The organism is Streptomyces blattellae, assembly GCF_009709555.1.
Taxonomy (GTDB): domain Bacteria; phylum Actinomycetota; class Actinomycetes; order Streptomycetales; family Streptomycetaceae; genus Streptomyces; species Streptomyces blattellae.
The window spans coordinates 24,170-43,809 of the sequence record NZ_WJBG01000161.1; the positions used below are offsets into that span (position 1 = coordinate 24,170).

16 protein-coding genes, 3 pseudogenes and 1 riboswitch are annotated in these 19,640 nt (G+C 70.5%); of the genes and pseudogenes, 7 read left to right on the forward strand and 12 right to left on the reverse strand.

The genetic code is table 11. The features are described from left to right. Positions 1 to 63: 63 nt before the first annotated feature. From GFH49_RS19540 to GFH49_RS19555, 4 genes and pseudogenes are all read right to left on the reverse strand, one after another. Positions 64 to 903, reverse strand: coding sequence for an energy-coupling factor ABC transporter ATP-binding protein, CbiO family (locus GFH49_RS19540; protein WP_155057368.1), 840 nt, complete (start codon positions 901 to 903; stop codon positions 64 to 66). Between the two features lie 28 nt (positions 904 to 931). Continuing rightward, positions 932 to 1,681 (reverse strand): cobalt ECF transporter T component CbiQ, encoded by a 750-nt coding sequence (cbiQ, locus tag GFH49_RS19545; RefSeq protein ID WP_155057369.1) that lies wholly within the window; start codon positions 1,679 to 1,681, stop codon positions 932 to 934. Positions 1,682 to 2,007: 326 nt separating this feature from the next. Further along, positions 2,008 to 2,352 (reverse strand): annotated as a pseudogene (locus tag GFH49_RS41225) (energy-coupling factor ABC transporter substrate-binding protein); the annotation flags it as partial. Continuing rightward, entirely contained in the window at positions 2,349 to 3,044 is a 696-nt protein-coding gene (locus GFH49_RS19555) for an energy-coupling factor ABC transporter permease (RefSeq protein ID WP_155057370.1), read from the reverse strand. The pseudogene GFH49_RS41225 and the gene GFH49_RS19555, both read right to left, overlap by 4 nt. A gap of 30 nt (positions 3,045 to 3,074) precedes the next feature. Beyond that, positions 3,075 to 3,259, reverse strand: a riboswitch (cobalamin riboswitch). Between the two features lie 97 nt (positions 3,260 to 3,356). On the opposite strand from GFH49_RS19555, the pseudogene GFH49_RS19560 reads away from it, so the two are divergent. The 3 genes and pseudogenes from GFH49_RS19560 to GFH49_RS19570 form a co-directional block, all read left to right on the forward strand. Continuing rightward, positions 3,357 to 3,662: pseudogene (locus GFH49_RS19560) on the forward strand (ABC transporter substrate-binding protein); the annotation flags it as partial. 65 nt (positions 3,663 to 3,727) lie between these two features. Then, a pseudogene (locus GFH49_RS19565) lies at positions 3,728 to 3,990 on the forward strand (ABC transporter ATP-binding protein); the annotation flags it as partial. Positions 3,991 to 4,192: 202 nt separating this feature from the next. Continuing rightward, positions 4,193 to 8,110 carry a glycoside hydrolase family 2 TIM barrel-domain containing protein gene (locus tag GFH49_RS19570; RefSeq protein WP_408055926.1) on the forward strand — a complete coding sequence of 1,306 codons (3,918 nt, stop codon included), beginning with the start codon at positions 4,193 to 4,195 and terminating at the stop codon, positions 8,108 to 8,110. Positions 8,111 to 8,113: 3 nt separating this feature from the next. Here GFH49_RS19570 and GFH49_RS19575 read toward each other — a convergent pair whose 3' ends face one another. Next, positions 8,114 to 9,049: an endonuclease/exonuclease/phosphatase family protein gene (locus GFH49_RS19575; protein WP_230396384.1), complete on the reverse strand. Its 936-nt coding sequence runs from the start codon at positions 9,047 to 9,049 to the stop codon at positions 8,114 to 8,116. A gap of 254 nt (positions 9,050 to 9,303) precedes the next feature. Between GFH49_RS19575 and GFH49_RS19580 the strand changes: the two genes are divergently transcribed. From GFH49_RS19580 to GFH49_RS19590, 3 genes are read left to right on the forward strand one after another with little or no spacing between them, the layout of a single operon-like run. Continuing rightward, positions 9,304 to 10,776: a DNA-3-methyladenine glycosylase 2 family protein gene (locus GFH49_RS19580; protein WP_155057528.1), complete on the forward strand. Its 1,473-nt coding sequence runs from the start codon at positions 9,304 to 9,306 to the stop codon at positions 10,774 to 10,776. A 10-nt stretch (positions 10,777 to 10,786) separates the two neighbouring features. After that, a complete protein-coding gene (locus GFH49_RS19585) occupies positions 10,787 to 11,305 on the forward strand; it encodes a methylated-DNA--[protein]-cysteine S-methyltransferase (RefSeq protein ID WP_155057372.1) in 519 nt (172 codons plus the stop codon). Beyond that, the gene (locus tag GFH49_RS19590; protein WP_155057373.1) at positions 11,295 to 12,059 is read left to right on the forward strand and encodes a DeoR/GlpR family DNA-binding transcription regulator; all 765 of its coding nucleotides are present in this window, start codon (positions 11,295 to 11,297) and stop codon (positions 12,057 to 12,059) included. The genes GFH49_RS19585 and GFH49_RS19590 overlap by 11 nt, the downstream gene beginning before the upstream one ends. Here the strand turns inward: GFH49_RS19590 and GFH49_RS19595 are convergent. From GFH49_RS19595 to GFH49_RS19605, 3 genes are all read right to left on the reverse strand, one after another. Continuing rightward, entirely contained in the window at positions 12,056 to 12,793 is a 738-nt protein-coding gene (locus GFH49_RS19595; protein ID WP_155057374.1) for an SIR2 family NAD-dependent protein deacylase, read from the reverse strand. The two genes, GFH49_RS19590 and GFH49_RS19595, sit on opposite strands and share 4 nt — an antisense overlap. Before the next feature lie 34 nt (positions 12,794 to 12,827). Then, positions 12,828 to 13,319: an NUDIX domain-containing protein gene (locus GFH49_RS19600; RefSeq protein WP_155057375.1), complete on the reverse strand. Its 492-nt coding sequence runs from the start codon at positions 13,317 to 13,319 to the stop codon at positions 12,828 to 12,830. Positions 13,320 to 13,429: 110 nt separating this feature from the next. Then, positions 13,430 to 14,509, reverse strand: a complete 1,080-nt coding sequence (locus tag GFH49_RS19605; protein WP_155057376.1) for an ADP-ribosylglycohydrolase family protein — start codon at positions 14,507 to 14,509, stop codon at positions 13,430 to 13,432. A 201-nt stretch (positions 14,510 to 14,710) separates the two neighbouring features. Between GFH49_RS19605 and GFH49_RS19610 the strand changes: the two genes are divergently transcribed. After that, positions 14,711 to 15,862 (forward strand): glycerate kinase, encoded by a 1,152-nt coding sequence (locus GFH49_RS19610; protein WP_155057377.1) that lies wholly within the window; start codon positions 14,711 to 14,713, stop codon positions 15,860 to 15,862. Positions 15,863 to 16,247: 385 nt separating this feature from the next. Here GFH49_RS19610 and pssA read toward each other — a convergent pair whose 3' ends face one another. The 4 genes from pssA to GFH49_RS19630 form a co-directional block, all read right to left on the reverse strand. Then, positions 16,248 to 17,069: a CDP-diacylglycerol--serine O-phosphatidyltransferase gene (pssA, locus tag GFH49_RS19615; RefSeq protein ID WP_155057529.1), complete on the reverse strand. Its 822-nt coding sequence runs from the start codon at positions 17,067 to 17,069 to the stop codon at positions 16,248 to 16,250. Between the two features lie 16 nt (positions 17,070 to 17,085). After that, positions 17,086 to 17,748, reverse strand: coding sequence for a phosphatidylserine decarboxylase (locus tag GFH49_RS19620; protein ID WP_155057378.1), 663 nt, complete (start codon positions 17,746 to 17,748; stop codon positions 17,086 to 17,088). 169 nt (positions 17,749 to 17,917) lie between these two features. Beyond that, positions 17,918 to 19,123 carry an acyl-CoA dehydrogenase family protein gene (locus tag GFH49_RS19625; RefSeq protein WP_155057379.1) on the reverse strand — a complete coding sequence of 402 codons (1,206 nt, stop codon included), beginning with the start codon at positions 19,121 to 19,123 and terminating at the stop codon, positions 17,918 to 17,920. Positions 19,124 to 19,125: 2 nt separating this feature from the next. Continuing rightward, positions 19,126 to 19,638 carry a MaoC family dehydratase gene (locus GFH49_RS19630; RefSeq protein WP_155057380.1) on the reverse strand — a complete coding sequence of 171 codons (513 nt, stop codon included), beginning with the start codon at positions 19,636 to 19,638 and terminating at the stop codon, positions 19,126 to 19,128. Positions 19,639 to 19,640 lie beyond the last annotated feature (2 nt).

A 19,640-nucleotide genomic window follows, 5' to 3' on the forward strand; every position in this document is an offset into this window, starting at 1 on the left:
CGCTTGAACAGGAGCAGAGCCCCAGGCTGTGACCTTGCCCTCTCCGCCCCTGTGACTGGTGCCTCACCGCTCGACGGCCACCATCGCGGCCAGCTCGCCGGGGGTACGGGGACCTGCCGCCGTATCGGTCAACAGCCCGTGCGCACAGAGTACTTGGGCCGCCGCGACACCCCACGGCAACCGCAGCCCGGCCTGCTGGAGGAGGTCGGTCCGGGCCAGCATCTCGGATGCGGGACCGGTGCGTACTCCGGACGGGGTGAGCAGCGCCGTGTCGTCGGCCCAGCGCAGGGCGAGGTCCACGTCGTGCGTCGCCATCACCACCGTGGTGCCGCCCGCCCGCAGGCCGCCGAGGATGGCGAGCAGCCGCTCCTGGCCGTCGGGGTCGAGGCCCGCGGTCGGCTCGTCCAGGATCAGCACCCGGGGCCGCATCGCGACCGCGCCCGCGATCGCCGTCCGCTTGCGCTGCCCGTAGGAGAGCAGATGCGTGGGCCGGTCGGCCAGGGCGGCGATGTCCAGCGCGGCGAGCGCCTCGTCGACCCGCGCCCGCACGTCCGGGCCGGGCAGCCCGAGGTTCAGCGGCCCGAAGGACACGTCCTGCGCGACGGACGCGGCGAACAGCTGGTCGTCCGGGTCCTGCACCACCAGCTGGACGGTGGTCCGCAGCCGGGTCAGGCCTTTCCGGTCGTACGACACGCGCTGCCCGTCGAGCGTCAACTCCCCGGTGTGCGGCCGCAGCCCGCCGCTGAGCAGCCGCATCAGGGTGGTCTTGCCGGTGCCGTTGCGCCCGAGCAGCGCGAGCGCACGCCCCTCGCACACCTCGAAGTCGAGCCCGCTGAGTACGGCCGGACCGTCCTCGTAGGCGAACGACGCGCCCCGCAGGGCGACGAGGGCGGCGTCGCTCATGACAGCGGCCCTTCCCATGCGAGGGTGTTCATGTCAGCGGCCTTTCCAGTACGAGGGTGAGGGCCGCCAGCGTCGCGAGCAGCGCCGCGCTGGCCGCCGTGAAGCGGACGGAGATGCGGGCCTCGGGCACCAGGACGCGCAGGGTGCCGTCGTAACCGCGTCCGGCGAGCCCCGCCTGCAGCCGCGTCGCCCGGTCGAAGGCCCGCACGAACGCGGTGGCGCCGAGCCCGGCCAGCGAACGCCAGGAGGCGGCCCGTGTGGTGTGCCCGAGCCGCGCGGCCTGCGCCTCCCGGATCCGGCGCATCGAGTCCAGCAGCAGGAAGCTCATGCGGTACGTCACCAGCGCGACGTCGACGACCGGCGCGGGCACTCCGGCCTTCACCAGGCGGGGCAGCAGATCGGACATGGGTGTGGTGAACGCGAACAGCAGCACGCCGAGGGAGGCGGCGGAGGTGCGCAGCAGCAGTTCCCCGGCGCGCACGGGGCCGTCACCAGCCAGGGTCACGAACCCGTCCGGGCCGCCGACCTGCACCAGCAGGGTGGCCGCGCCGGTCACGCAGAAGCCCAGCGGGACACGGTAGGCACGCCACAGCCTGCGGCCGGGCACGCCCGCCGGGCCCAGCAGCACGGCGACCGCGGTCAGCAGCACCAGGGCCGCGCCCGGCCACGGCGGCAGCGAGATCGCCAGGACGGTGAGGCCGAGCCCGAGCACGGCCTTGTCCACGGGGTGACGGCGGCGCCAGCGACTGCTGTGCGCCGCCGCGTCGATGGGCAGCACGGTGGTCAGGCCTGCCCGGCGGCGTCGCGCGCGCCTTCGGGCTGGCGCGCGGCCTTGCCGCGACGTGCGGCGTCGGCGTGGCGTGCGGCGTCGGCGTGGCGTGCGGTCTGTTCGTCGGCCGCGGTCTCGACGTGGCGTGCGGTCTGGCTGTCGGCCGCGGTGTTCACGTCGTGTGTGGTCCGTTCGTCGGCCGTGGTGTCCGCGTCGCGTGTGGTCTGGCCGTCGGCCGCGGTCTTGGCGTCCGTGTCGCGTGTGGCCTGTTCGTCGGTCGCGGCTTGCACGTGGCGTGCGGTCTGGTCGTCGGCCGTGGTGTTCACGTCGCGTGCGGTCTGTTCGTCCGCCGTGGCCTCGGCGCCCTGCCGCTCCAGTGCCCGCTGCTCACCTTGCCGTCGCCCGCGCCGCACACCGAAGTAGTAGGCGAGGGCGCCGGCGCCGAGCGCCGCCTGGAGGGCGAACAGCCCCGACTCGATCTCGGCGGAGGGCGGTTCGTACAGCGGCGAGAACCAGGGCTCGTAGTCCGGCTCGATCTCGGTGATCGCCGTTTCCGCCTCAGCGTCGGCGCCGGTGAACGGCTCCTCCTTGTCGTCGCCGAGGCCCAGCGCCAGCGGCAGCACCGCGAGGGCGACGACGGCGAGCACCAGCAGAAGATTGATCTTCGTGTTCCGCTTCATCGGGCCACCGCCTCGGTGCTGGCCGCCTTCTTGGCGAACAGCACGCCGAGCCGGGTCAGCTCCCCCTGGCTCGACTGCACGAGCAGCCGCATCACCAGCACCGTGAGCAGCCCCTCGCTGACCGCGAGCGGGATCTGCGTCACGGCGAAGATGGACGCGAACTTGCCGAGCGCGCCCAGGAATCCACTGCTCGGGTCGGGGAAGGCGAGCGCCAGCTGGACGCTGGTGACGCAGTAGGTGGACAGGTCGGCGACGAACGCGGCGAAGAAGACGGCGACCATCAGTGGTACGTCGAAGCGCCGCAGGAGCCGGTAGATCCCGTAGCCCGCCCAGGGCCCGACGATCGCCATCGAGAACACATTGGCGCCGAGCGTGGTCAGGCCGCCGTGGGCGAGGAGCAGCGCCTGGAAGAGCAGGGTGATGGTGCCCAGCACCGCCATCACCGGCGGCCGGAACAGGATGGCGCCCAGGCCGGTGCCGGTGGGATGGGAGCAACTTCCGGTCACCGACGGCAGTTTGAGGGCCGACAGGACGAACGTGAAGGCTCCGGAGGCGCCGAGGAGCAGGGTGCTCTCCGGGTGCTCCCTGACTTCACGGGTGAGTGACCGGGCTCCGTGGACGACGAACGGCGCCGACGCGACGCCCCAGGCGACCGCGTGCGCCGGAGGAAGAAAACCCTCGGCAATGTGCATGGCTCAGCAGACCCTCTCCAGCACCTCGTGGATGGTTGACGCGCCTTGGCCGGTCTCCTGGCTTACGGGTACCACCGCCCGTGCTCCGCCTTCCCGGGTCCCGAGGGACCCAGTGGCTGCCCGTGAGGGCTGGAGCCGGACTTCCCGATTCACAGTGGCGAGGGCCGCACCGGTATCGCACCGATTTCCCGTTCACCAAGGCGTGGTGACAGTAGTGCGCCTGCCGGGGTGGTGACAAGCCGTGCACGAGGGCGCGCAGTGTCGCCGCGGAGCGGGTGGAGCGAGGAAAAGGAACCCCGAGGGGATGTCGTTGAACTCGAATTCATGGTCGCCGACGAGGAGTCCGCGCGCACCAACGCCGTCCTCGGCGGCCAGGTCGAGTACGCCCACGAACTCAACCCCACCACCGGCCGCGCGCACGAGGACAGCGGGCAGATCGAGATCGTCCGGCTCCGCAACAGTGCCATGCAGGGCTTCGCGATGAAGACCGACCGTGCGCCCTTCGACGACAAACGGGTCCGGCAGGCGTTCTTCCTCATCGCCGACCGGCAGGAACTCGTCGACGGCGCGCTGTCCGGCGCGGGCGAGATCGGCAACAACCTGTTCGGCAAGGGCTACGGCTGATCCTGCTGGTGGCGTCGGTGTTCACGTCGGGCGCCGCCGGGCTGGCGCTGCTGGTCGCACTGGTCTGCGACGAGATCACCTCGGGCCTGGACACGGTCACCCGGCGCGGCATCCTCGACGTCCTCGAAGGCCTCCTGCGTGACCGCGACGACCTCTCCTTCGTCCTGATCACCCACGACCTGGACACCGCACGGCCGTACTGGACGCGGGAGAGCTGGTCGAGCAGGGTCCGGCGGACCGGATCCTGACCGCGCCGGAGCATCCGTTCACCGTGTCGCTGATGGAGACGACGGCACGACTGGAGGCGGGAACGGGGCATTGAGGCATGCGCCGCCGCGCTGAGGGGAAAGGCGCCGGAGTTTCGAACTCCCTTGCCCCGCGGTCCGACTGATGTCCGATCAGGACCCAACAAAGTCCGACAGGAATGTTGCTTCTGATGCGTTCGGAACCTAGTGATATGGACAGGATCCGACGCAAGCACCCAGTAGGCGCAGCGCACTGTCGCTCTGAGGAAGGTCTCGGTCATGCCGCACCCGCACCCGCACGCGCACCAGCACTCCTCTCCCAACTCTCCCAACTCTCCCATGGGGCGGCCGGTGATCAGCCGCCGACGTCTCCTTGAGTCGTCGGCCGCCGTCCTCGGCGCCCTCGCCCTGTCGTCCACGTCGGCCCAGGCGTCAACCCGGCGTGCCGCGCCGGACGCCACTCCGGAGTGGAACGGGAACATCGCCCTCTTCCAGGTCGGCACCGAGCCGCCGCACACCACCCTCATGCCGTACGCCGACGTGAGACAGGCCCTGGCAGCCGACCGAACCCGCTCGCCGTACCGGCTCAGCCTCGACGGCACGTGGAAGTTCGCGTACGCCGACCGGCCCGACGACCGGGACGCCGACTTCTACCGCACCGATGTGGACGACAGGGACTGGGACACCCTCCCCGTCCCCTCGGTCTGGCAGCTGCACGGCTACGACTTCCCGATCTACGTCAACATCACCTACCCCTGGTGGGGGCCCAACGGCCTGGGGGAGGAGCCACAGCCCCCGGCCGCCCCGACCCGCTACAACCCGGTCGGCCAGTACCGGCGCACCTTCACGGTCCCGAAGGACTGGGCGGGAAGGCGGACCTTCCTGCACTTCGAGGGCGTGAAGTCGGCCCACTACGTGTGGATCAACGGCGAACTCGTCGGCTACCACGAGGACTCCTACACCCCCGCCGAGTACGACATCACCGAGCACCTGCGGCCCGGTACCAACCAGATCGCCGTCGAGGTGTACCGCTACTCCGACGGCGACTGGCTGGAGGACCAGGACATGATCCGGCTGAGCGGCATCTTCCGCTCGGTCTACCTGTACTCCACGCCGGCCGTGCACCTGCGCGACTTCAAGCTGGACACCCCGCTGAGCGACGACTACACGGCCGCCGAGCTGTCGGTGACGGCGAGCGTACGGGCGTACGGCGCCGCAGGCGGCGGCCGGTACACCGTCGAGACGCAGTTGTACGACGACCGGGGCCATGCCGTCTGGTCCCGCCCCTTGCAGCAGGCCGTCGACGTCGAGGCGGCGGGCGAGGACGCGACCGTACAGGCTCAAAAGGCCGTGCCGGAGCCGGAGTTGTGGTCGGCGGAGCATCCGAACCTCTACACCGCGGTCCTGCGGCTGCGCGACCCTGCCGGAAAGGTGATCGAAACCCTTTCCCACCGGGTCGGCTTCCGCGAGTTCGCGCTCAAGGACGGGCTGATGCGTATCAACGGCAAGCCCGTCTCCTTCCGCGGCACCAACCGGCACGAGATGCACCCGGCCCGCGGCACCGCGCTCACCCGCGCGGACATGGTGCTGGACATCGAGGTCATCAAGCGGATGAACATGAACACCGTCCGGACCTCGCACTACCCGGACAACCCGGTGTGGCTCGAACTCGCCGACGAATACGGCCTGTACATCGTCGACGAGACCAACCTGGAGACCCATGGCATCCGCGGTGAATACCCGGGCAACCACGCCGACTGGAGCGAGGCCTGCGTGGCCCGTGCCCGGAACATGGTCCACCGGGACAAGAACCACGCGTCGGTCGTGATCTGGTCGCTCGGCAACGAGGCGGGCGCCGGCAGCACGTTCGTGAACATGCACAACTGGATCCGCTCGTACGACCCGACCCGCGTCATCCAGTACGAGGGCGACGACCGCCCCGGCGTGAGTGACATCCGCTCCGAGATGTACGACACCCCGGCGCGCGTGGAGGCCCGCGCGAAGGACACCGCCGACACCCGCCCGTACGTCATGATCGAGTACTCGCACGCGATGGGGAACTCGAACGGCAACTTCAAGAAGTACTGGGACATCATCCGCCGCTACGACGTCCTCCAGGGCGGCTGGATCTGGGACTTCATGGACCAGTCCGTGTCCTGGCCCACTCCGGCCCGCAAGCTGCTCACCGAGTCCGGGCCGGGGCGGCTGAGGGGCGAGATCCTCGCCCCCAGCGGGACGTTCGACCGTGACGAGGGCGTATATGGCGGAACCGTTTTCGCCCGCGACGCCTCCCTCGACCTCACCGGCTCGCTCACGCTGGAAGCGTGGATCACCCCGCACGTAACCGGTTACCACCAGCCGATCCTCGCCAAGGGCGACACCCAGTACGCGCTCAAGCAGACCAACAGGAGCATCGAGTTCTTCATCTACGGCGGCGGCCAGTGGATCACCGCCAGCTGGCCGGTGCCCGCGGACTGGACCGGCAAGGAGCATCACGTCGTAGGCGTTTTCGACGCCGACGCGGGCACGCTGACCCTCTACGTCGACGGCGAGGTACGGGCCACCCGCACCACCACCCGCAAGCCCAGCAGCAACACCGCACCGCTCGCGCTCGCCACCGACGTCGACAACTGGAGCCGCGAATTCAGCGGCACGATCCGCCGGGCCCGCGTCTACGCCCGCGCCCTCACCGCCGCCGAACTCGCCTCCGGCAGCCGTGGTCCCGGCGACGACGGCGTGCGGTTCTGGTTCGACGCGGCCACCGTCGGCTTCGCCGAGCAGCGGTCGCGGGAGAAGACCTTCTTCGCGTACGGCGGCGACTGGGGCGACAACCCCAACGACGGGAACTTCGTCGCGGACGGCATCGTGACCGCCGACCGAGGCCACACCGGCAAGGCCGCCGAGGTGAAGCACATTTACCAGGCGATCAACGTCGCAGCGAGCGGCGGCCCGGGAGTGGTGACGCTGACCAACGAGAACCTCTTCACCAACCTCCGTGAATTCGACGGTAGTTGGACGATCGTCCGCGACGGAAAGGCCGTCCGGCGCGGGAAGCTGACCCGCGCACAGCTCGACGTGCCGCCGCTGTCCGAGAAGCAGATCACCGTTCCCGTGCGGCTGCCGCAGGACCCGGCGCCGGGCGAGGAGTACTTCCTGCAGTTGTCCTTCACCACCAAGGAAGCCACGAAGTGGGCGAAGGCCGGCTTCGAGGTGGCCAGGCAGCAACTGCCCCTGGACGCGGGCAGTCCGGCCGTGACGCCGGTGCCGCTGGCGAACGTGGCCAGGCTGCGTCACGAGGACGCAACCGCTTCCGTAACGGTCACCGGCGAGGGCTTCTCGGTCACCGTCGACAAGGGCAGCGGCCTCATCACGTCGTACCAGGCCCAAGGCGCCCGGCTGATCGGCTCCGGGCCCGTGCCCAACTTCTGGCGGGCGCCCACCGACAACGACAAGGGCAACGGCCAGCACACCCGCAACCAGACCTGGCGCGACGCCGGCGCGAACCGCAAGGTCACGGACGTCGGCGTGCGCGAACTCCAGGGCAGGGCCGTCGAGATCAAGGTCAGCGGCACACTGCCGACGACGGTCGAGTCGACGTACACCACCACCTACACCGTTTTCGGAAACGGCGAGATCAAGGTCGACCAGACGCTGCACCCGGGCGCGTCGAGCCTGCCGTACATCCCGGAAGTCGGCACCCTGCTGTTCCTGCCCGGGCGGCTGGACCGCGTGCACTACTACGGGCGCGGCCCCGAGGAGAACCACTGGGACCGCAACAACGGCACCGACGTGGGCCTGTACTCCGGGACCGTCGAGGGGCAGTGGACCCCGTACATCCGGCCGCAGGAGAACGGCAACAAGACCGACGTCCGCTGGGTCGCCCTGACCGACCGGCGCGGCAACGGACTCCTCGTCAGCGGCGAACCCCTCCTGGAGGTCAGCGCCTCGCACTTCACCCCGGAGGATCTGTCGGTCGGCGCACGCCACGACTACCAGCTCACCCCGCGCGAGGAGGTCGTCCTGCGGGTGAACCACCGCCAGATGGGCGTCGGCGGCGACAACAGCTGGGGCGCGCACACCCACGACGAGTACAAGCTGTTCGCCAACCGCGACTACGCGTACACCTATCGGCTGCGGCCCATCACCGATGTCGACCGGGCGACGGCGGCCTCGCGGCGGCCGACGGCGACCGAGTAGCCGTCACAGCCGGACATGGGCGGCGACCGGCAGATGGTCGCTGCCCGTCTCCGGCAGCGTCCAGACGCGGGTGACGGTCGCGTCCCTGGCCAGGATCTGGTCGATCCTGGCCAGCGGGAACGACGCGGGCCAGCTGAAGGCCAGCCCTCCGCGCGGTGCACCCACGTGCGCGCGAACAGGATCAAGGCCGCGGTCGTCGACCGTGCTGTTGAGGTCGCCGAGCAGGATCACGTCCGGCAGCCGCTCCGCGTCCAGCGCGCGGCCGAGCAGGGCCGCGCTCTCGTCCCGGAGCGCGGTGTCGAACCCGGCACCGAGGCGGACGGAGGGCAGGTGCGCGACGTACACCGCGATCTCGCCCCACGGTGTCGCCGCGGTGGCCCTCAGCCCTCGGTTCCAGTCCGTCCCCACGCCGGCCGGCCTGATGTCGACGGCCCGGACGTCGGTGAGCGGGTACCTGGACCACAGGCCGACGGTGCCCACCACGGCGTGGTGCGGGTAGCCGAGGGTCGCCGTGAGCTGCCTCGCGTGGGACGGCGTCACCTCTTCGAGCGCGATCAGGTCGGCGTCGGCCCGCAGCAGGGTGCGGGCGGTTCCGGCCGGGTCCGGGTTCACGTCGCTCACGTTGTGCTGCACCGCCGTGAGGTCGTACGCCCCCTCCGACCGGGGAAGCAGCAGCCCGCCGAAGAGGGCCAGCCAGGCCGCCAGCGGCGGCAGCACCGTGGCGAGCGCCACGGCCGAGCGCCGCAGCAGCGCCACGCCCGCCAGGACCGGGACGGCCAGACCGAGCCAGGGCAGGAACGTCTCCAGCAGACTGCCCAGCCGGCCGACCCGGTTCGGCACGACGGCGTGGAACGTCAGCACACAGGCGACGAGCAGGCTCGCGACCCACGCCCCGCGCGGGCGGAACCAGGTACTCAGCACCTGCCGCGTAGAACTCACAGAACTCACCGGACTCACAGAACTCACCGGACTCACCGGACTCACCGGACTCACCGGACTCACCGGACTCACCGGACTCATAGGTCTCGTACGACGCGCGGCCCGCCGGTCTCAGTTCCCGAGCGGAGCCCGTCGTCGGCGAGACCGGCGCCGCGCAGGTGATCCGCCGGGCCCCAGGGCACGTGAGGTTCATGTCGGATTCTCGCCAGCCAAGGGGGTGGACGGTCACCCATGCTGAAGGCATGCAGAACGCGATGCACACCGACTGGGAGCGGTGCGTGCGCGCCGTCCAGTCCAAGGACGCGCGCTTCGACGGCTGGTTCTTCACGGCCGTCGTCACCACCCGTATCTACTGCCGGCCCAGTTGCCCCGTGGTGCCGCCCAAGCCGGAGAACATGACCTTCTACCCCAGCGCCGCCGCCTGCCAGCAGGCCGGCTTCAGGGCCTGCAAGCGCTGCCGCCCCGACACCAGCCCCGGCTCCCCGGAGTGGAACCAGCGCGCCGACCTCGTGGCCCGCGCCATGCGGCTGATCGCCGACGGCGTGGTGGACCGCGAGGGCGTCCCCGGCCTCGCCGCCCGCCTCGGCTACAGCACCCGCCAGGTCGAACGCCAGCTCCTCGCCGAACTGGGCGCGGGCCCGCTCGCCCTGGCCCGCGCCCAGCGCGCCGAGACGGCAAGGCTGCTGATCGAGACGACCGTCCTGCCGATGGCGGAGATCGCCTTCGCGGCCGGCTTCTCCTCCATCCGCACCTTCAACGACACGGTGCGCGAGGTCTTCGCCCTGTCCCCGAGCGAACTGCGCACCCGCGTGCCCATGTCTCGCGGCGCTCAGGGCACCCCCGGCGTGCTGACCCTCCGCCTCCCCTTCCGCACTCCCCTCAACCCCGACAACCTCTTCGGCCACCTCGCGGCGACCTCCGTACCCGGGGTCGAGGAGTGGCGGGAGGGCGCGTACCGCCGGACGCTCAGGCTGCCGTACGGCCATGGAATCGTCTCCCTGACCCCCGAGCCGGACCACATCGCCTGCCGCCTCACCCTCAGCGACCTGCGCGACCTGCCCGTCGCCATCAGCCGCTGCCGCCGCATGCTGGACCTCGACGCCGACCCGGTCGCGGTCGACGAGCAACTCCGCCGGGATCCGGTCCTGACGCCCCTCGTCGACAAGGCCCCCGGCCGCCGTGTCCCGCGCACCGTGGACGAGGCCGAGTTCGCGATCCGCGCGGTCCTCGGCCAGCAGGTCTCCACGGCGGCGGCCCGGACCCACGCGGCCCGCCTGGTCACCGCCCACGGCGAGCGGATCGACGACCCGGCGGGCGGCCTGACCCACCTGTTCCCGTCACCGGCGGCACTGGCCGCGCTGGATCCCCAGGCGCTGGCGATGCCGCGCACACGCCGTACGACCTTCACGACCCTGGTCCGCGAACTCGCCGACGGCACCCTGCGTTTGGGCGTGGACAACGACTGGACGGAAACCCGTTCCCGCTTGCTGTCCCTCCCCGGCTTCGGCCCCTGGACGGTCGACGTCATCGCCATGCGCGCCCTCGGTGACCCCGACGCGTTCCTCCCCACGGACCTCGGAATCCGCCGCGCGGCCCAGGAGTTGGGCCTGCCGTCCACTCCCGCGGCCCTCACGGCACGGGCGGCGGCATGGGCGCCGTGGCGGGCGTACGCGGTCCAGTACCTGTGGGCGACCGACAGCCACCCCATCAACTTCCTACCTGTCTAGGGACCTTGCAGTGAAACACCACACCGTGACCGACAGCCCGTACGGCCCCCTGACCCTCGTCGCCGACGACGGCGTCCTGTGCGGCCTCTACATGACCGACCAGCGCCACCGCCCGCCGGAGGAGTCCTTCGGCCCCAGGGACGACACCCTGTTCTCCGAGCCCGAGGAACAACTGAAGGCGTATTTCGCAGGCGAACTGACGGAGTTCACCCTCGAACTCCGGCTGCACGGCACCCCGTTCCAACGCAGCGTCTGGGACCGGCTCCGCACCATCCCCTACGGCGAGACCCGCTCCTACGGCGCCCTCGCCGACGCCCTCGGCAACCCCGCCGCCTCCCGCGCCGTCGGCCTCGCCAACGGCAAGAACCCGATCGGCATCATCGTCCCCTGCCACCGCGTCGTGGGCGCCGACGGCAGCCTCACCGGCTACGGCGGCGGCCTGCACCGCAAGCGGCGGCTGCTGGAGTTCGAGGGCGGGGCAGCCCCCTTCCAGCCCCCGCTGTGTAGTGTTCCGTCGTGTGCTGGCTGAACAACGACACCAACTCATCTTGCAGGCGTTGAGATCCGGCGGCACCGTCACCGTGACGGACCTCGCCGGTCAGCTGGGAGCCAGCGCCGCGACCGTCCGCCGTGACCTCCTCAAGCTGGAGGAGGACGGGCTGCTCACCCGGGTCCACGGGGGAGCGGTCGTGGAAGAGGACCCCGCGCCGTTCGCCGAGGCCGCCGAGGCCAACGTGACCGAGAAGGACGCGATCGCCGTGCGGGCCGCCGCGATGATCGAGGACGGCCAGTCGGTCATCCTCGACTCCGGCACGACCGTCCACCGGCTGGCCCGTCAGCTGCACGGGCGCCGGATCACCGTGATCACCAACAACCTCGGGGTCTATGAGGAACTCGTCCAGGACGAGAGCGTTGAGTTGATGCTGCTCGGCGGCATGGTCATCCGCGCATCGCGCATGCTGGACGGCTTCATGGCCGAGGACAACCTCCGGCAGGTCCATGCCGACTGGCTCTTCATGGGGGCTTGCGGGATCCGCCCCGGTGGTCAGGTCATGGACACCACGGTCGCCGAGGTACCGGCAAGGCGTGCCATGATCGCAGCCAGCGACCAGGTGGCGCTCCTCGCGGACAGCAGCAAGTTCCCCGGGACCGGCATGGTGAAGATCTGCGGCCCCGAGGAACTGGCGGTGGTCGTGACCGACGCGACGTCGGACGGTGCGACCTGCGCGGCGCTGGAGGAAGCGGGCGCGCGCGTCGTACAGGTGGACCTCAGTCACGCTTAGCGGCCGTGCTCCGTACCCAGCCGGTGCAGCAGTGCGGGCAGCGCGGTGCCGATGGGTTCCCGGATGACCTCGTCGGCGAGTTCGTCGTACGGCGTCGGCTCGGCGTTGACGATGACGAGCCGTGCGCCATGGTCGGCGGCGATGCCCGCGAGTCCGGCGGCCGGCTGGACCTTCAGGCTGGTGCCGACGGCGATGAACACCTGGCAGGCCTTGGTGATGGCGAGGGCTTCGCCGAGGACGCCGGGGTCCAGCCGTTCGCCGAACATGACGGTGGCCGACTTGAGGATCCCGCCGCAGTCCGGACACGGCGGATCCTCCTCCCCGGCCTCGACCCGGGCGAGCGCGTCCGCCATCGGCGCCTTCGCCCGGCACCCGGTGCAGACGACGGTCCGCGCGGTGCCGTGCAGCTCCAGCACCTTGCGGGCGGGCATTCCGGCGAGCTGGTGCAGCCCGTCGACGTTCTGCGTGATGACCCGGACCGGCACGCCGGACCGCTCCAGCTCGGCCACCGCACGATGGGCCGCGTTCGGCTCGGCCAGCAGCGTCCGGTTCGTGCGCCGCATCTGCCACGACCGGCGCCGGATCTCCGGATCCCCCATGTAGTACTCGTACGTGACGAGCTTCTCGGCCTCGGGGTCCCGCCGCCACAGGCCACCCGGGCCGCGATAGTCCGGGATGCCGGAGTCGGTGGAGATACCGGCGCCGCTGAGGATGGCGACGAGGGGCTTGGTCATGGCACCGAGAGTAGGACGGGCCCACCCCGTTCCGTCAGCCCACCCGGTGGCCGTTCTCCAGCTCGGCCGTGTCCGAGCCGTCCGCGAGGGTGTCCAGAGCGGCCAGGACGCGGCGGCCGAGGGCGCCCGGCAGGTGGGCGGTGAGTTCCTCGCGGGGGACGAGGCGCCAGGACAGGAGTTCCTCTTCCTGCAGGCGGATCGCTTTCAGCTCGTCCTCGCCGAGGACGCCGCCGTCGTAGAGGTAGGCCACGAGCGGCGGGCGGGCCGTGCCGTGCACCCAGTCCACCGCGAGCAGGCGGCCGAGTTCGACGTCGAGGCCGATCTCCTCGGTCGTCTCGCGACGGGCGCCCTGCCGCGGGGTCTCTCCGTCGTCGGACTCGATCGTGCCGCCCGGCAGCGCCCAGCCCTCACGGTAGTTGGGTTCGACCAGCAGCACCCGGCCCTCCGCGTCACGGAAGAGCGCGGCGGCACCGGCGAGGACGCGGGGCAGGCCCGCGATGTACGTGGCGAAGTCTTGAGTGGTCACCCCGGAAGGGTAACCAGCTGCCGCGGCCGCGCCTCGGACTCGCCGCCCGGCTCGGGAGGCAACAGTCCAGGCTCGGCAGTCGATGTGACGTACCGCCGGTTCCAAGCCGCCTACGACGCCGACAGGCTCTCCACGAGCCGCAGCGTCCGCTCCGCCAGTTCGCTGATCCGTGCCCCGTCGAAGCCGAACACCGCACTGCGGACCGTGTCCTCCAGCGGGTCCTTCCACTGGTCCGGGATCGCGTCCGCGCCCGTGAGCACTCCGGCCACCGAGCCCGCGGTCGCGCCGTTGGAGTCGGTGTCGAGGCCGCCGCGGACGGTGAGGGTGATGGTGCGGGTGAAGTCGCCGTCGCCGTACAGGAGCCCGGCGGTGAGCACGGCGGCGTTCGGGACGGTGTGGATCCAGCCCAGCCCGGCGGTCTCCTCGGCCACGGTGGTGAGCGTGTCCTCCCAGGTCATCCGGGTGTCGTGCAGCGAGACGACACGCCGTACGGTGCGGGCCATGCGGCTGCTCGCCGGGATCACGGTCAGCGCCTCGTCCACGGCATGGCGCACCGTGGGCGCGGTGAACGCCGCCGCGATCAGCGCGGCCGCCCACATCGCGCCGTACACGCCGTTGCCGGTGTGCGACAGCACCGCGTCCCGGCGGGCGAGGGAGGCGGCGCGGCGGGGGGCGCCGGGGGAGGTCCAGCCGTAGATGTCGGCACGGATGAGCGCGCCGATCCACTCCTGGTAGGGGTTGTCGACGGTGGCGGTCAGGGGCGGCTTGAGGCCGTTGGCGAGGTTCCGGTACGCCGCCCGCTCGGCCGTGAACGTCTGCAGGTACGGCATCCGCAGCAGCCACAGATCGCCGACCTGCTCGGTGCTGAAGCCGAAGCCGTGGGTCTCCAGGAGGTCGAGGCCGAGGATCGCGTAGTCGACGTCGTCGTCGCGGCAGCTGCCGTGGATACGGCCCCGGACGCAACTGCGCCACTCGGGCCGCAGCTCGAAGCCGTCACTCTCGTCGACGGGCGCGGGCAGATAGTCGGTGAGGGGCAGGGCGGCGGCCTGCCGCAGATAGCCGTCGATGCGGTCCCGCGTCCACAGGTCGCCCTGCTCGACCGGTTTGCCGAGCATGTTGCCCGCGATCCGGCCCAGCCAGCCCCCGAGGATGCGGTCGCCGAGCTCTTGCTCAGTGCCCACAGGGGTCATAGGACCGGTTTACCCAATTCCGGGGTCGGGCGCGCGGGGTTCGAGGGAGCGCGCACAGGGGGCACAGGGCGGTTCGCGTGGTGTCCCAGGCTCCGGGCGGGCGGGGGCGGGGCATGACGGCGGGGGGTTCCTCCGGTTAAGGTCACAGCGGCGCGACTGGCCTTGACGTGCGCGAGGCCCGGAGAGCAAGGGGATGCGAAGGTGGCGGACGCTGCAGGCAAGGGGACCCGGAGTGTCCTCATCGCCGCGGACAAGTTCAAGGGGTCGCTGACGGCCGTACAGGTCGCCGAGCGGGTGACGGCCGGGCTGCACCGGGTCGTGCCGGGGCTCCAGGCCGAGGCACTGCCGGTCGCCGACGGTGGCGACGGGACGGTTGACGCGGCGGTGGCGGCCGGGTTCGAGCGGCGTGAGCTACGGGTCGCGGGCCCCCTCGGGGACGAGGTGACGGCGGCGTTCGCGCTGCGCGGTGACACCGCGGTCGTGGAGATGGCGGAGGCCAGCGGGTTGCAGCGGCTGCCGGCCGGGGTCTTCGCACCGCTCACGGCATCCACGTACGGCTCCGGGGAGCTGCTGCGGGCCGCGCTGGACGCGGGTGCCCGCACGATCGTGTTCGGCGTCGGGGGCAGTGCGACCACGGACGGTGGCGCCGGGATGCTGTCCGCGCTGGGGGCGCGTCTGCTGAACGCGGACGGTGAGCCGGTGCTGCCGGGCGGCGGCGGGCTCGCCGACCTGGCGTGGGCCGACCTGTCCGAGCTGGATCCGCGTCTCGGTCAGGTCGAGCTGGTGCTTGCCAGCGACGTCGACAATCCGCTGACCGGGCCGAAGGGAGCGCCGGCGGTGTACGGGCCGCAGAAGGGGGCGTCCCCGGACGACGTACAGGCGCTGGACGAGGCGCTCGCACACTACGCCAAGGTCCTGGAGTCGGCGATCGGCCCGATGGCGGTCGAGTACGCGGCGTCGCCCGGCGCGGGCGCGGCCGGCGGCATCGGCTACGGTGCGCTGATCATCGGCGCCCGCTTCCGGCCCGGCATCGAGGTCATGCTCGACGTCCTCGGCTTCGCTTCCGCGCTGGACCGCGCCGATCTGGTGATCACCGGTGAGGGCTCCCTCGACGAGCAGACCCTGCACGGCAAGGCCCCGGCGGGGGTCGCCGCGGCGGCGCGGGCGGCGGGCAAGGAGGTCGTCGCCGTGTGCGGTCGGCTCGCCCTGCCGCCGGAAGCGCTGGGCCGGGCGGGAATCCGCCGCGTGTATCCGCTGACGGACGCCGAGCCGGACGTGGCGAAGTGCATCGCCGACGCCGGGCCGATCCTGGAGCGGGTGGCGGAGCGGATCGCACGGGACTTCCTGACCTGAGGCCCAGCCTTTTCTCGCCCCCGCCGCCCCTACCCGTCCCATCCCCCAGGGGCTCCGCCCCTTCGACCCCGCCAAGGGGCTTCGCCCCCTGGACCTCCGCGGGGCTTCGCCCCCTGCACCCACGCCCCTGGACCCCTGCGGGGCTCCGCCTCCTGCACCCACGCCCCTGGACCCCTGCGGGGCTTCGCCTCCTGCACCCCACCGGGGCTTCGCCCCCTGCACCACGCCCCTGGACCCCTGCGGGGCTCCGCCTCCTGCACCCCACCTGGGCTTCGCCCCTGGCCCCCATCGGCTTGAACGGCTTCGTCCTCAAACGCCGGACGGGCTGAATGTGCTGAGGGCCCCGAGCTGATCAGCTCGGGGCCCTCCAGCATCGTAGAAACGGCTACGGCAGCTGCGCCGCTCGCGCCTCACGCCGGTTGTCGCGGAAGTTGTTCACTCGGCGTGCCGTGGCGAACAGGGGGATGACCGCGCCCATGACGAGCTGCAGGGCGCAGCCGGTCTGGAGGAGGAGCTGGCCGCTGGGCGCGTCGAAGGCCCAGGCGGTGAGGAGGCCCATGGAGACGACGATCCAGGAGAGCATGGCCACCGCGAGACGCCCGCGCGGCTTGGGGTACTCGACGCGGCTGACCATGAGCCACGCGGTGCCGAGGATCGCCATGAGCGTCGCCACGAAGGGCAGCTCCAGGAGCACGATCGAGACCACGGTCAGCGCCCCGAACGGGCTCGGCATGCCCTGGAACATGCCGTTCGTCGGTGTCACGCAGGAGAAGCGTGCCAAGCGCAGTACGACAGCCAGGAGCACCACGACCGCTCCGACCGCGGCCACCTTCTGGGACGCGTCGTCCGCGACCATGCCGTAGACCAGCACGAAGTACGCCGGGGCCAGGCCGAAGCTGACCAGGTCCGAGAGGTTGTCCAGCTCGGCGCCCATGGGGGAGGAGCGCAGCTTGCGCGCCACCAGGCCGTCGAACAGGTCGAAGACCGCCGCGCACAGCATCAGGATGACCGCCGTGGCCGCGCTGTTGCGGGCCATGCCGGTTTCCTGGCTGTCCGTGAGGTGCGGGATCAGGATGCCGGTGGTGGTGAAGTACACCGCCATGAAGCCGCATGTGGCGTTGCCGAGGGTGAGGGTGTCCGCTATCGAGAGGCGCAGAGAAAGAGGCATCTCCTCCTCGTCGTCCACCACCTCGTCGCCCTCCGGCATCCAGCCCGCCTGTGTCTCAGGATCGATCACGGTCAATGCGAGTCACCCCAGCCAAGGTCTTCTGCCCGACCTCGACCGCGACCTCCACGCCCTCGGGCAGATAGATGTCGACACGCGAGCCGAACCGGATCAGACCGATGCGGTCACCCTGCTCGACCTTCGTGCCCTGGGGGATGTACGGCACGATGCGACGGGCCACCGCGCCGGCAATCTGGATCATCTCGATGTCGCCGAGTTCGGTGTCGAAATGCCAGACTACGCGCTCGTTGTTCTCGCTCTCCTTGTTGAACGCCGGAACGAACCCACCCGGGATGTGCTCGACCGACGTCACCGTGCCGGAGAGCGGCGCACGGTTGACGTGGACGTTGAGCGGGCTCATGAAGATCGCGACGCGGGTGCGCCCGTCCTTCCACGGCATGATGCTCTGCACCACACCGTCGGCGGGCGAGACGACCAGACCCTGGGTGATCTCACGCTCGGGGTCGCGGAAGAACCACAGCATGCCCGCCGCGAGCGCGGTGGCGGGTACGGCCACGGCTCTGGCGGCGCCGGAACGACGCGCACGGGCCAGGCTGAGGGCTGCGGTGGCGACGGTCGGCAGAAGCCACGGCGATGCTCCGCGTGCGAGGCGTACGCCTGCCAGGCTGTTGCGAGATGCAGAGGTTTGGCTGTGGGGCATGGATGACCTTCGTAGCGGACGATGCCGCTCTGCGTGAAAGGGACGGCGGCTTTACACGATCGTACCGGTCGTGAGCTACAACTGGGCAAGCCAGGAAGCCGAGTCGGCCGCCGAAGAGGGCTGACGGGGTGTGATCTTCTTCGCGAAGAAAATACCCCGAACCGGACATCTAGCCCTGGAGTCGGTACTCTTCGAGCAGCCTGCGACCGATGATCATTTTCTGGATCTCGGCGGTACCTTCGCCGATCAGCAGCATCGGAGCCTCACGGTAGAGGCGCTCGATCTCGTACTCCTTGGAGAAGCCGTAGCCGCCGTGGATCCGGAAGGCGTCCTCCACGACCTCCTTGCAGTACTCGGAGGCGAGGTACTTCGCCATCCCAGCCTCAAGGTCGTTTCGTTCCCCGGAGTCCTTTTTGCGTGCCGCGTTCACCATCATGGCATGGGCGGCCTCGACCTTGGTAGCCATCTCGGCCAGCTTGAACTGGATCGCCTGGTGCTGGGCGATCGGCTTGCCGAAGGTATGACGTTGCTGGGCGTACTGGACGCCGAGTTCGAAAGCGCGCTGAGCGACACCGCAGCCACGCGCCGCCACGTTGACGCGGCCGACCTCCACGCCGTCCATCATGTGGTAAAAACCTCGGCCGGTCTCGCCGCCGAGCACCCGATCGGCCGGAATGCGCAGGCCGTCCATGATGAGTTCGGTGGTGTCCACCCCCTTGTACCCCATCTTGTCGATCTTCCCGGGGATGGTCAGGCCCGGGCGGACCTCTCCGAAGCCGGGCTCCTTCTCGACGAGGAAGGTCGTCATCGACTTGTGGGGCGCGGTCCCCTCGGGGTGTCCTTCGTCACTCTTCACGAGCACGGCCACCAGAGACGACGTACCGCCGTTCGTCAGCCACATCTTCTGGCCGTTCAGGACGTACTCGTCGCCGTCCTTGACCGCCTTCGACGTGATCGCCGACACATCGGAACCCAGAGCGGGCTCCGACATCGAGAAGGCGCCCCGGATGTCACCGGCCGCCATCCTCGGCAGGAAGTGGTCCCGCTGCTCGTCGGTGCCGTGCTGCTTGAGCATGTACGCCACGATGAAGTGCGTATTGATGATGCCGGACACCGACATCCAGCCGCGCGCGATCTCCTCGACACACAGGGCGTACGTCAGGAGGGACTCGCCCAGGCCGCCGTACTCCTCCGGGATCATCAGGCCGAACAGGCCCAGCTCCTTGAGGCCGTCGACGATCTGCTGCGGGTACTCGTCGCGGTGCTCCAGCTCGGTCGCGACCGGGATGATCTCCTTGTCCACGAAGTCGCGGACGGTGGACACGATCTCCTGCTGGATGTCGGTCAGGCCGGCGGTCTGGGCGAGTCGCGCCATGGCTACTTCTCCTGCTGCTTGAGTTCCGGGCGGCCCGGCTGCTCGCCGCCGCGCTCCTTGATGTACGTCTCGGTCGGCACCATCACCTTGCGGCGGAACACGCAGACCAGCGTGCCGTCCTGCTTGTAGCCCTTGGTCTCGACGTGGACGATGCCGCGGTCGCTCTTCGACTTCGACGGCCACTTGTCGAGCACCGTCGTCTGGCCGTAGACGGTGTCGCCGTGGAAGGTCGGCGCCACGTGCTTGAGCGACTCGATCTCCAGGTTGGCGATCGCCTTGCCGGAGATGTCCGGCACGGACATGCCGAGCAGGAGGGAGTAGATGTAGTTCCCGACCACCACGTTCTTGCCGAAGTCCGTCGTGTTCTCGGCGTAGTTGGCGTCCATGTGGAGCGGGTGGTGGTTCATGGTGAGGAGACAGAACAGGTGGTCGTCGTACTCCGTGACCGTCTTGCCCGGCCAGTGCTTGTACGTCGCCCCGACCTCGAACTCCTCGTAGGTGCGCCCGAACTGCATGG

What these genes read in the sequence shown, in the direction of transcription:
- pssA (WP_155057529.1), bottom strand. Translation starts at nt 17,069, where the DNA reads ATGCCGGAGGGCGACGAGGTGGTGGACGACGAGGAGGAGATGCCTCTT.
- GFH49_RS19605 (WP_155057376.1), bottom strand. Translation starts at nt 14,509, where the DNA reads ATGACCCCTGTGGGCACTGAGCAAGAGCTCGGCGACCGCATCCTCGGG.
- GFH49_RS19595 (WP_155057374.1), bottom strand. Translation starts at nt 12,793, where the DNA reads ATGACCAAGCCCCTCGTCGCCATCCTCAGCGGCGCCGGTATCTCCACC.
- GFH49_RS19625 (WP_155057379.1), bottom strand. Translation starts at nt 19,123, where the DNA reads ATGGCGCGACTCGCCCAGACCGCCGGCCTGACCGACATCCAGCAGGAG.
- GFH49_RS19570 (WP_408055926.1), top strand. Translation starts at nt 4,193, where the DNA reads ATGCCGCACCCGCACCCGCACGCGCACCAGCACTCCTCTCCCAACTCT.
- GFH49_RS19630 (WP_155057380.1), bottom strand. Translation starts at nt 19,638, where the DNA reads ATGCAGTTCGGGCGCACCTACGAGGAGTTCGAGGTCGGGGCGACGTAC.
- GFH49_RS19555 (WP_155057370.1), bottom strand. Translation starts at nt 3,044, where the DNA reads ATGCACATTGCCGAGGGTTTTCTTCCTCCGGCGCACGCGGTCGCCTGG.
- GFH49_RS19620 (WP_155057378.1), bottom strand. Translation starts at nt 17,748, where the DNA reads ATGCCCCACAGCCAAACCTCTGCATCTCGCAACAGCCTGGCAGGCGTA.
- GFH49_RS19580 (WP_155057528.1), top strand. Translation starts at nt 9,304, where the DNA reads ATGCACACCGACTGGGAGCGGTGCGTGCGCGCCGTCCAGTCCAAGGAC.
- GFH49_RS19540 (WP_155057368.1), bottom strand. Translation starts at nt 903, where the DNA reads ATGAGCGACGCCGCCCTCGTCGCCCTGCGGGGCGCGTCGTTCGCCTAC.